Genomic DNA, 12,360 nt, shown 5'->3' on the forward strand with positions numbered 1-12,360 from the left:
ATTCGTGCAGCGTAATAGCCTCAGTGGCTCCTGAAAGTGACCGATGTATGACAAAAACGTCATGAACGAGAAGTGAGCGCGGCATAGAATCCCGGGAGGCAAATTGATGACAACAGGCGATATGGGCATTCTCGTGATCGAAGACGATCCGAAGACCGGCGACTATCTGAAGAAGGGGTTGCGCGAAAGCGGCTATGCGGTCGATCTCGCGCGAACCGGTACCGATGGCCTGCATATGGCGCTCGAACATTCCTACGACCTCGTCGTGCTCGATGTGATGCTGCCTGGCGTCGACGGTTGGGAAATCATGCGGTCGCTGCGTGCAAAGCGCGATGTGCCGGTGATTTTCCTCACGGCGCGCGATCATGTAAGCGACCGCATCCGCGGACTCGAGCTCGGTGCGGACGATTACCTCGTCAAGCCGTTCTCGTTCACCGAACTCGTGTTGCGCATCCGCACCCTGCTGCGCCGCGGGGTGATGCGCGAAAGCGACGTGTTTCAGGTGGCCGACCTGAAGCTCGACGTGCTGCGCAGGAAGGCGACTCGCGAAGGCGTCGAGATTCCGCTGACGAACAAGGAGTTCATGCTGTTGCATCTGCTCGTGCGCCGGCAGGGCGAGGCGCTATCGCGCACGCAGATCGCTTCGGAGGTGTGGGACATGAACTTCGACAGCGATACGAATGTGGTCGACGTGGCGGTCAAGCGGCTGCGTGCGAAGATCGACCATCCGTTCGAAAAGAAACTGATTCATACGGTGCGCAGCATCGGCTACACGCTCGACGACGGTTCATGAAACTCTGGACGAGGCGTTCGCTGATCTTCCGCACGACGGTGCTGTTCGCGCTGATCGCGTGCTCGGTGACGGCCGCGCTCGGCGCGTATTTCTATCATTCGCAGCGCATTGCGCTCGAACATCGCGCCGATATTGCGCTGATGAGCCGGGCCGAGCATTTCAGCCGGCTCGCACGGCAGATGTACACCGTCAACGAACTGAAAGCGCGGCCGCTACTGTTCGAATCGATGCTCGGCGCGGAGCAGGACGTGCTGATTTTTCGCCGCCCCGGCGAGCCGCCGTTTATCGACGTCAATCCCGATCATCTGCCGGTGCCCGATCTCGGCGACTCGCGCGCGCATCAGCCGCGCCTTGCCGGCATCAGCGAAACATCGCTGCCCAACGGCGTGCGCGTGCACTGGACCTACGCAACCACGCTCGCCCGCGAGGACGGCGAGCCGGTTACCGTCATTGCCGGCCATCCGCTGACGAGCGAGACGCACATTCTGGCCGAGTATCGCGACCGGATCGTTCTCGCGACGCTCGCCGGCGCACTCGCGGCGATACTGCTCGCGCACGGCGTATTGCGGCGCGGCTTTCGCCCGGTGCGCGAAATCGCGATGCGTGCCGCGCAGATCAACCCGACGAGCCTCTCGGTGCGCCTCGACAGCCGTCAGGCGCCAGCCGAATTGCGATTGCTCACCGACGCGTTCAACGCGATGCTCGATCGCCTTGCCGAAGGCTATCAACGGCTGTCGCAATTTTCGGCCGACCTCGCGCATGAAATCCGCACGCCGGTCAATGTGCTGATCGGCCAGACGCAAGTGACGCTCGCGCAAACGCGCGACGTCGACGAGTATCAGCAGACGCTCGAATCGAATCTCGAAGAGCTGAACCGGCTTAGCCATCTAGCGGAAAACATGCTGTTTCTCGCGCGTGCCGATCATGCGGCGCTTGCCATTGCGCGCGAACCGGTCGCGCTTGCCGACGAACTCAACAAGATCGCCGAATACTTCGAAGGCATCGCCGACGAGCGCGGCATACGCTTTAACGTCGATGCGCGCGGTGCACTGTTTGCCGACCCGATGCTGTGCCGGCGAGCAATCAACAATCTCGTCGTCAATGCGGTGCGCTACGGCGCGAACGATACGGTCGTCCGCCTGAAAGGCGACGAGGACGAACGAGGCTCGACGATCGTCGTCGAAAACGACGGGCAGATTCCGGCCGATCTGATGGGTCGCCTGTTCGACCGCTTCTATCGCGCCGATGCGGCGCGCAGCAGGTTTACCGAATCGAGCGGATTGGGGCTTGCGATCGTGAAGGCCATTATGAATCTGCATGGCGGCAGTGCGTCGGTGTCCTGCCCGGCGCCGAGCATCGTACGTTTCGAATTGCACTTCCCGCGCGCGTAGCGGCGGAAAATTCCCGCGAATCCAATTCCGCCGGCGCGGCATAATTTCTTATAGGAAACAAATGTGCCGCGGTCTTGCTGGATGGAGTGCCGCGTGGGTTCCGCGCTCCACGGTCACTCGGGAAAACCCTTCCTTTCGTGTATTTAAGGCGCGTTTGGCCGATCAGCCTGCGATGCTGTCATTCACCTTGTCGCCATAAAGCCCGGCATGTATAGTCTTTGGACCGTCTTTTGTTTCGTATTGGAAATTCAAAAGGAGCCAAGATGAACGCCTCGACCATCCTCGCCGAACTCGGCATTGCCGACGCGGTGCAAGCGGGCGACATCGCCGTGCATTCGCCGATCACCGGCGAACTGATCGGCCGCGCGCCGAACCGCTCGGCCGCGCAAGTCGATGCGGCCCTCGCCGCTGCGAAACAGGCGTTCGCCGTGTGGCGCAACGTGCCCGCACCGCGGCGCGGCGAACTCGTGCGCCTGCTCGGCAACCGGCTGCGCGAAAAGAAACAGGCGCTGGGCAGCCTCGTGTCGCTCGAAACCGGCAAGATCCTGCAGGAAGGACTCGGCGAAGTGCAGGAGATGATCGACATCTGCGATTTCGCGGTCGGTTTGTCGCGGCAACTGTACGGCCTCACGATCGCGTCCGAGCGGCCCGGTCACCGCATGGCCGAGACGTGGCATCCGCTTGGCACCTGCGTCGTGATTTCGGCGTTCAATTTTCCGGTGGCCGTGTGGTCATGGAACGCGGCGCTTGCGCTCGTGTGCGGCAATGCGGTGGTGTGGAAGCCTTCGGAAAAGACGCCGCTTACGGCAATCGCGGTCGATCACATCCTGAACGACGCATTGCGCGAATTCGGCGATGCGCCGGCCGGGCTCACGGCGGTCGTCACGGGTGGACGCGAGGTGGGCGCGAAACTCGTCGCCGATCCGCGCGCATCGATCGTCAGCGCGACCGGCAGTACGGAAATGGGCCGCACGGTCGGCGCGGAAGTCGCAAAGCGTTTCGGCCGCTCGCTGCTCGAGCTCGGCGGCAACAATGCCGGCATCGTCACACCGAGCGCGGACCGCGAACTCGCGCTGCGGGCGATCCTGTTTTCGGCGGTCGGCACGGCGGGGCAACGCTGCACGTCGCTGCGGCGGCTGTTCGTGCACGAAAGCGTCTATGAAAAGACCGTCGAAAGCCTCAAGCAACTTTATGCGAAGGTGCCGATCGGCAATCCGCTCGAAAGGGGCACGTTGATGGGCCCGCTGATCGACAAGCCTTCGTTCGAGCGGATGCAGGCCGCGCTGGAACAGGCGCGTGCCGAAGGCGGCAAGGTGACGGGCGGCGAGCGCGTCGAAGTCGAAGGACATGAAGGCGGCTACTACGTGCGTCCGGCGATCGTCGAAATGCCGTCGCAGACGGCAGTCGTGCTCAAGGAGACGTTCGCGCCGATTCTCTATGTGATGCGCTACAAGGAATTCGATGCGGCCGTCGACGCGAATAACGCGGCCGCGCATGGGCTTTCTTCGTGTGTGTTCACCACCGATCTGCGCGAGGCGGAACGCTTCCTGTCCGCGTCGGGCAGCGATTGCGGCATCGCGAACGTCAACATCGGGCCAAGCGGCGCGGAAATCGGCGGCGCGTTCGGCGGCGAAAAGGAAACGGGCGGCGGGCGCGAATCGGGCTCCGATGCGTGGAAAGCGTATATGCGCCGCGCGACGAACACCGTCAACTATTCGTCCGCGCTGCCGCTCGCGCAAGGCATCGATTTCAATCTCGGTTGATGGGCGAAGCGCCGTCGCGCTTATCTTTGTCATTGCTGTCACTGTTGGAGCAGCACGCGTGAGTGAGAAAGTCGTCATCGTCGGCGGGGGCGTGATCGGCAGTTCGATCGCGTATTTTCTGCGCGTGTCCAATCCTACCGTCCACGTGACCGTGATCGAGCGCGATCCGAGCTATGCGCGCTCGTCCTCGGCATTGTCGGCCGCATCGATCCGGCAGCAGTTTTCGACGCCGCTGTCGGTGCAGATGTCGCTATTCGGTATCGAATTTCTGCGCTCGATTGGCGAACGGCTCGCGATCGACGGCATCCAGCCGTCGATCGATCTGCATGAAGGCGGTTACCTGTTCCTGGCGACGCCGGCCGGCGTCGCCACGCTGCGCGACAATCATGCGCTGCAAACGAGGCTTGGCGCGGATATCCGTTTTCTCGAGCAACACGCGCTCGCGCAGCGCTTTCCGTGGCTCAATACCGAAGACCTCGCGGCTGGCGCGTTAGGCGAAAGCGGCGAAGGCTGGTTCGACGGCTACGGGCTCGTGCAGGCGCTGCGCAAGAAGGCGCAGGCGCTGGGCGCGCGCTACGTTGCCGACGACGTGACCGCACTGATTCGCGACGGCCGGCGCGTGACGCAAGTGACGACCGCGAGCGGCGCCGTGTATCCGTGCGATACGGTAGTCAATGCGGCCGGCGCGTGGTCGCGCCGCGTCGCCACGATGCTCGACCTCGAATTGCCCGTGTATGCGCGTCGCCGCAGCATCTTCAACGTCAGTTCACCGGCGCGGCTCGAACGGTGCCCGTTGCTGATCGACCCGAGCGGCGTGTATTTCCGGCCCGAAGGGCAAACCTATATTTGCGGCACGTCTCCAGACGCCGACAACGACCCCGACGATCTGCCGCTCGATCAGGTCGACCATGAGCTCTTCGACGATCTGATCTGGCCGACGCTCGCGCATCGCGTGCCGCAGTTCGAGGCGTTGCGGGTGCTGCATGCGTGGTCAGGCTATTACGAATACAACGTATTCGATCAGAACGCGATCATCGGTCTTCATCCCGACGTCGACAATTGCATCTTCGCGAACGGCTTCAGCGGACATGGCTTGCAGCAAGGTCCGGCGACGGGCCGCGGCGTCAGCGAGCTGATCCTGCACGGACGGTACACGACGCTCGATCTGTCGATGCTCGGCTTTAACCGCGTGCTCGCGAATCGTCCGTTCATCGAGAAGAACGTTGTCTGAACGACGAACGCCGTGCTTCGCCATGAACGGCTAACTTGCACGGTTTGCGGCGCGCACGCCGAACATCAATTGCGTCAAGGAGTTGCGCGAGTCTTGCGCAGGATGTCCACGGCTTTTTCCACACGAACTGTGGATAACATAAGCGCCAGCACAGACCCCGACGTCGAGGTCGTTGGCTTATTGCGAGCACGGCGACGAATCTCCGATGCATCAAACACTTGCGTAAGTCATGCGCAGGTTATGCACACGCTTATCAAGCGAATCTGTTGATAACCTCAACCTCTCTCGCAACCGCTACTTAACTTCTCTGAAGCTCGACACGCAGATTGCGCGTCTTTATCAGACGTTCTTAAGACGGTTGTCAAATTGTGTGCGCATCGATCAACACACATCGAACGGACCGTATCATCCGCTTCAACCAATCAGGCGATATTTAGCTTGAAACTGACGTTGAAGGGGAGAGAAACTCGTGTATCTACCGCCGGCCACGCCGGACGCGTCGTCGCGTCCAGACGCTCACCAGTACTACCGCCTCGATATACCGCAATCGCGCAGTTGCGCGCAGGCCGATGTGTTTTCGTTCGAGGGTCAGCGCGCGATCGGCGAGCCGACGCGATATGTGATCCGCTTCACGCATCCGCGGCACGATCTCGCGCGCAGCGAATATCTGAACAAGCCGGCGACCTTCATCATCCAGCCGCCGCAGCAGCAGTGGAGCGATCCCGAGCCGGAGCGGCGGGTCTTCGGTGTGACGACCGGATTTGCATTGTTGAACAGCAATCGCGACGAGTCCAGTTATGAAGTGGTGCTGGAGTCGCGCATGGCGCTGTTGCGCAATAACCCGAAGAGCCGTTTCTTCGTCGACAGGAGCGATCCCGAAATCATCGCGCAGGTTCTGCGCGAAAACGGCTTCGACAAGCTACTCGCGGATTTCGAACTGACGCTGTATCGCACCTACCGCAAGCGCGAGTTCGTCATGCAGTGGGGCGAGGACGACCTCGCCTTTATCACGCGGCTGTGCCGCCGCTCGGGGCTCTGGTACGTCTGCGACGAAGGCCGGCGTTGCGAGAAAGTGCGCTTTTGCGACGACCTCACGCACTACCGCCGCGACCCGAATCTCAACGTGGCGTGGCAGCCGTTCAGCGGCATGCAGAGCAATGGCGTCGAATCGGTCGACTCGCTCGAGATACGCGCGACGACCATCGCGACGCGTTACACGGTGCGCACGTTCAGCGCCGAAAGCCCGCTGGACAAGCCGGTTGAAGCCAGCTACGAGATACGCGACGACCCCACCACATCGGGCGAAGCGTATATCTGGGGTTCGCCGTACCTGAGCGCCGGCGAGGCCAGCGACGAAGCGCGGCTGCGCGGCGAAGCATCACGCGCCGCGCAGATCGAGTATCGCGGTACGTGCGACATGCTCGATCTCGCGCCAGGCAGCGTGTTGAAGCTATCGAACCGTGAACTGCCCGACGCGAAACACGGCTTGCTCGCCGTGCGCGTGACGTGCGGCGCCTCGCGCGGCAAAGGCTATCGCGTCGGTTTCACCGCGATTCCGTCAGACCGGTTTTACCGTCTGCCGCTGCTTGAAGAAACGTGGCCCAGGGTGCAGGGGCCGGTGACAGGCCGCATCGCATCGACGGGCGGCTACAAGGACCCGTACATCGACGAACAGGGGCGCTATATCGTCGACCTCCATCTCGACCGCGACCCTCGCACGCCGGGCCTGAACAGTTGCCCGATGCGGCTCGCGAAACCGTTCGCGGGCGCCGGGCGCACGGGCTTTCACTTCGGGCTGGTCGAGGGGACCGTCGTGACCGTCGCGTTCATGTGGGGCAATCCCGATCTGCCATACATCAGCCAGGTGCTGCACACGGCCCAGCACATGGACCCGATCGTCGCCGGCCGGCCTTGGGACGCGCGCGACACGCTCCGAACGCGTGCGAACAACACGCTCGAATTCGACAACTTCGAGGGCGAGGAGCACATCAAGGTTGCGACCGAGCATGGGAAGTCGCAGCTCAATCTCGGGCATACGGCCGATCGCGACGGAAACGTGCGCGGGGCAGGGTTCGAGCTGCGCACAGATCTGAAGGGCAATGTGCGCGGCGGAGAAGGCTTGCATCTGTCGGCCGACAAGCAGGCCGATGCGCTCGGCGAGCAGGCCGACACGAAGCACATGGTTTCCCGCTTCGAGTTGACCCAGGCCCAGGCGCAGGCGCTCGCCGACATCGCCGCAGAGGCGAAAGCCGAGATCGCGGACATCAAGGCACAAAACCACTGGCTCAAGAACGAGCTCGATAGCCTGAAGCAGGCGGTGATCGCGATATCCGCGCCGCACGGCATCGGCATGGCAACCGATGGGCCCGTGATGGTATCGGCACGCCGCGATGTGAGCGTGGCGACATCGTCCGCATTCAATGTCAGTGCGATCCAAAAGATTGCGATCGCAGCGGGCGAGGCCTTGTCGCTGTTCTCGCAGAACTTCGGCATCGGGCTGATCGCCGCGCGCGGCAAGGTGCGGATACAGGCGCAAACCGACGAACTCGAGCTCGCGTCACAGCGGGACATGCATATTCGCAGCACCGAAGGGCGCGTGCTGATCGAGGCGGAAAAGGAAATCCTGATCCGTTGCGGCCGTTCGTATTACCAGATCACGCCTCACGGCATCACGCATGCGACGCCGGGCGATTACGTCGAGCGCGCGCATTCGTGGAGCAGGGTCGATCCGGATGGGGCGGTGACTCGCGCTTCGTTGCCGCATGCAAATGGGCTGTCCGACCTCGATGGCCACGGCTCGAAATTTTCCGGTTGATCGCTTTATCGCAACGCCGCTTTTCGCATCGTCGACATGACTACTTCATTGAAATCGAGTCCACACGGACATACGCCCTCTCATCCGCATGCTTCTGCCGCGCAGACGGCAAAATCCGCGAAACCGGCGAAACCGGTCAGGCAGCCCGCGCTCAAGTGGTGCTATCCGTTTCCATGCAAGCGCGGCGGCGAAGAGACCGATCCGCAGACGTTCTATCAGGCGCTCGGCATGATGAACGACGGATACTTTCCGCTCGCCGTGAATGGCTTTCCGCATGGGGGCGTGCATTTCGGAGCAGGGTCGGCGGCCAGCGTCGACCAGTCGGGCGGCGTGCGTCTGATCGCAGACGGGGAGATCGTTGCCTACAGGCTGGACCACGCCTATGCGCATCTTCAGTTCACGAAGGGTTCATGCTGGGCGCTTTATTCGACGGGCTTCGTGCTCACGCGTCATCGCATGACCCTGCCGCGTGCGCCGGGTACCACCGCGCCTCGGCCTGCCGATGAGACGCTGACGTTTTTCAGTCTGGCCTTGCATATGGCGGATTGGAGCACCTATGACGCAGACGCGAAGCTCGCGCGCCCTGGCTGGTGGCTCGGCGTGGATACGTATCGTGTGACGGGCAAGGAACGTGACGAGCACAGTGGTGCGGCCGGAGCCTTCTGCTTCACGGAGCCGCAGACTGCAACGACGCATGCGCAGTTCACCGCAGGCATCAGAACGGCTTTCTTGCCCGAGAACAGCGAAATAAAGGTGGGTGAACGGCGCGGTGAATGGGCGCGTGTCAAAGCCGTTACCTCAGGCAATGCAATTGCGTTGCGTATTAACGGCCCGCGCGAGCAACACGGCAGCAGTGGTCAGAATGGCCAGCACGCCGCCGGTTTTGACTATGGCTGGATCAATCTGCATGCGCAACAACCGTTGCGTGAGCCCGATGGCGTCGATCGTGTGGTGATTCCGCCGCAGCCAATTGCAGTGAAGGCCGGCACGCTGCTGGGACAGATTGGCCAGTTCCTCGACTACGAACACTCGACGCCGTTGCCGCCGAAAACCGTTCGGCCACTCGTGCATATGGAAGTATTTGCGGGCGACGAGTTTGCTGCTTTTCTTGCCAGAAGCCGGGCGCGCGCGGCGCAATTGCCTGCGAGCGATCGCACGATTCTGATGATCGAGCCGGGTGCGAAGCTCGTGGTGCCGGCGGAGCCGGACATCGTGGTGCAACAGGATGGCGAACCGATGGAGAAGCTGATGGCGACGGCCGACAGTCCCGCGAGCGGGACGTGGATGAAGGTGCAGCCTTTGTGGCGTGACCCGTCCACCACGTTTGTCGTCCCGTACGGGAAGCCAATCTGGATCGCGCGCAGCAACAAAGACAAGCTCGATTCGCCGAAGGGCCTGCGCGCATGGAGACGGTTTCCGCTGCAGGTGAAGTCTCTTGCCGGACCCACGATCGACGACTCGCTGATCCTGCCGCGCGCGTACCTCGATGGCCTCGCGGACGATAGCCGTGTCGTCGACGATCAGGGCGTGCACTGGTGGGCGCTGCACGTGCCTGCGGGAAACGGTGGACGGACGTGGCGATGGGTTTGCGAAAAGGACCATCCCGGTACGAGATGGGAGAGCCCGTGGGCTTGGCCCGGATTCGAGATTGTCGATGCGACCGATATCAAGCTCACCGATGCGTTCCGGCGCAATCTTGTCGTGACCGATTCCGCGCAGGCGCGCGAGAAGGCTGAGTACGCCTCGTCGAAGGAGGCGGTCAACGCGAGCGCACTGCTGCGTCGCGTCGGACAGGTCGTCGCGCGCGTGCCTGCGCTGGATGGCAGTAAGCCGGATCTCGACACCGATGGCCGCGCAAAGGTGACAGCCGCGAAAATTCAGAGGGCAATGTTTCAGCGCGAGCTGGCGAGTCAGCTTGCGCATGTCGTTCTGCGCTATGAAAACGAGTGGGGTGGGAATGTCGAGCGCTGGCAGGCGCTAACACCGTTAATGCGCAATTCCCAGGAAAACTGGGAGTGCGAACTGCAGCGGGTCAGAAAGCTGCAATTGTGGGATGAGGTACGCGGTAAGGTCGAGGGTTTTCCGGATAGTCCAGTCGTTCAGCATATTCATCCGATTGCGCTGGTGGGGAATTTTCGCTGTAAATCGGTCGTTACAGTAGAGATGCTGAGGCAGATATGGCCCAGGCCGGCTGTCTCCGATGAGCGACTTTCTGGAATTGCGGCGGAAATCAATGCTAATTCTGAACGATATAAGTTAAATACGGAGCTGCGGCTAAGTCATTTTTTTGCTCAAATCATGCAGGAAGCTGGGCCATCTTGCACCTTGGAGGAAGATTTGCGCTATTACAGGCCGGACACGCTAAAGGCGCAGTTCAGGTATTTCAAGGAGAATCCAGCCGAGGCGGAGGCCTATGGGTCTCACTCGCCAGTTGCGGGGAACGCCGAAGCTATTGCCAATCGAGCGTATGCCGGAAAAAACGGTAATGGCGGAGTTTCAAGTGGCGATGGGTGGAAGTATCGCGGTAGAGGCCTGAAACAGACCACCGGTCGTTTCAATTACAAAGCCTTTGCGAAAGCCTATTCGCAGTACTGGCCTGGTGATGCTCCGGATTTTGAAAAGGATCCCGATCTCCTTTCCAGCGTAACTTATGGGACCCGCTCCGGAATCTACTATTGGATCTCACATCGATTGTTCGAAATTGCCGATCAGACGACATATTCGAACATGAATGAAAGGGTTGATGGAATCACGGCTCTAATAAATAAAAAAACGGACAGCTATGATCAGCGGCGCGATAATTTTAAATGGATTATGCGAAATGGAGTGTTTCGAGATGTGCAGATATAAAATGACACATATAATAAAAATGTGTGCCGCAACGCTCGCATTAATCTCAATTTCACTCAATGCGCAAGTGCTGTCGCCCTTCGTGCAGGACGATCACAAAAAAATGGGCATTGGGTTATTTTCACCAGCTGATGCTATCGAGATCAATCATATTGACTCGGATCCGGAAATTGTGAGCGTTGATTTCATTGGGGCGAATGGCAAGCGGGTTGCCGTTGCCGAGTTCAGCCAGACGGGGAGTGCAATGCCTGATGTGGCCAGTGTCTTTAAAGGTAAGTTCAAGGAACAGCCACTTCTCGTATTGATTGTAAAGTGGTATTTCTATCTTCCGGGCGTTGATACGGACGCAGACTACTATGAGATTCATGTCTTCAATGTATCGGAACATGGAACTCGCTTTTCGCGAAATGACTTCCTATCCCGTGTTTTTGGCTCTGGTTTTGATGGAAGGCATGAAGGAGAGTATTCCAGTTTCAAATATAAAGATGCTGGATCTGTCAGGAAGAGATTGCATGAACTTGAATAATGGGACTTGTGCACGGCGTCCGCGGGGAGTGTTTCTTTATAGACTGGAAGGTGCAAAATGAGCCGTGTGTTGCTTGTTATCATATTTATGGCATTCGGTAATCCGGTGTTCGCCTGTGGAAAATTTTCGGATGACATCGTAGAAAAACTGATGAAAAACGTACGCGCTGCGATGGTTCGTGCTAACGATATATCGATGACGAACATCGGAAGCACCCCCTATATTTGCAAAGCGTGGGAGGCGTACCCGGGGCTGGATATCATAGTCATTCCTTACACGAGCTATGTGACGGGCGGGTCATATCCCAAGCATTCCGGATTTATTGTTTCAGTGGTCGACGAGGAAAAAAATATTTTGATCGGTTCTGTTGATGAGTCAGATCTATTCGATGCGGAGGTGCTCGAATTGTCTGGAGTGGAAATCGACGCGACGGATTACCAGATCGACGATTCCGCACATGCATTCGGCGTGCGATATTCACGCAAAAATACGTCGGAATCGCAACCATTTCATGAAGAATGGATAAGGCTCTATGTATTTCGCGGAATTCAGTTGAAGATGATTGCGGGCCCTATTTTGATGTCTCTGTACGAACAAAGCGGCAATGGCAAGTGTGAATTTACTGGGAAGGAGGTGAAAACGTCAGTGGCGTGGGACAAGTCTGGGGCCGGCGGAAAGGGAGAATTCGTCGTCAACGTCGATTCCAGATATTTCAACTCGGACACGGAAAGTTGCAACAGAACGACCAGCGAATGGACAAGGGATCGATACGACATGGAATTTGACGGGGAAACCTTCGTTGTTCCGCGTCCGCTACAGGATCCACTAAAAAACCTGAACCCTGATTGGATCGGAAGGCGCCCGGTGCCGGGACGCCCCTCGTTTTCGATCGAATAGGTCAGGGAACACAGATAGTCGAACCATTGGCCGTTGCTTTGAGTGCCACCTGACCGGGACCTGGTACCTTGCGACCCGGCGGATAACAACTGCG

At 59.7% G+C, this 12,360-nt stretch carries 8 protein-coding genes; all 8 read left to right on the forward strand.

The features are described from left to right. Positions 1 to 121: 121 nt before the first annotated feature. The 8 genes from BTO02_RS27150 to BTO02_RS27185 all read left to right on the forward strand — a co-directional run bounded on the left by BTO02_RS27150 (position 122) and on the right by BTO02_RS27185 (position 12,266). Complete coding sequence (locus BTO02_RS27150; RefSeq protein ID WP_075160210.1) at positions 122 to 793, forward strand: heavy metal response regulator transcription factor; 672 nt, start codon at positions 122 to 124, stop codon at positions 791 to 793. After that, the gene (locus BTO02_RS27155; RefSeq protein WP_075160211.1) at positions 790 to 2,184 is read left to right on the forward strand and encodes a heavy metal sensor histidine kinase; all 1,395 of its coding nucleotides are present in this window, start codon (positions 790 to 792) and stop codon (positions 2,182 to 2,184) included. Before BTO02_RS27150 ends, BTO02_RS27155 begins: the two co-directional genes overlap by 4 nt. Before the next feature lie 263 nt (positions 2,185 to 2,447). Beyond that, the gene (amaB, locus tag BTO02_RS27160; RefSeq protein ID WP_075160212.1) at positions 2,448 to 3,947 is read left to right on the forward strand and encodes an L-piperidine-6-carboxylate dehydrogenase; all 1,500 of its coding nucleotides are present in this window, start codon (positions 2,448 to 2,450) and stop codon (positions 3,945 to 3,947) included. Positions 3,948 to 4,005: 58 nt separating this feature from the next. Then, positions 4,006 to 5,178, forward strand: a complete 1,173-nt coding sequence (locus BTO02_RS27165) for an NAD(P)/FAD-dependent oxidoreductase (RefSeq protein WP_075160213.1) — start codon at positions 4,006 to 4,008, stop codon at positions 5,176 to 5,178. A 469-nt stretch (positions 5,179 to 5,647) separates the two neighbouring features. Beyond that, positions 5,648 to 7,993: a type VI secretion system Vgr family protein gene (locus BTO02_RS27170; protein ID WP_075160214.1), complete on the forward strand. Its 2,346-nt coding sequence runs from the start codon at positions 5,648 to 5,650 to the stop codon at positions 7,991 to 7,993. Positions 7,994 to 8,029: 36 nt separating this feature from the next. Beyond that, positions 8,030 to 10,843, forward strand: a complete 2,814-nt coding sequence (locus BTO02_RS27175; protein ID WP_156883997.1) for a glycoside hydrolase family 19 protein — start codon at positions 8,030 to 8,032, stop codon at positions 10,841 to 10,843. 1 nt (position 10,844) lies between these two features. After that, positions 10,845 to 11,369, forward strand: coding sequence for a hypothetical protein (locus tag BTO02_RS27180; RefSeq protein ID WP_075160216.1), 525 nt, complete (start codon positions 10,845 to 10,847; stop codon positions 11,367 to 11,369). 57 nt (positions 11,370 to 11,426) lie between these two features. Beyond that, complete coding sequence (locus BTO02_RS27185; protein WP_075160217.1) at positions 11,427 to 12,266, forward strand: hypothetical protein; 840 nt, start codon at positions 11,427 to 11,429, stop codon at positions 12,264 to 12,266. Positions 12,267 to 12,360: the final 94 nt, after the last annotated feature.

This window comes from Paraburkholderia sp. SOS3, assembly GCF_001922345.1.
Lineage (GTDB): Bacteria > Pseudomonadota > Gammaproteobacteria > Burkholderiales > Burkholderiaceae > Paraburkholderia.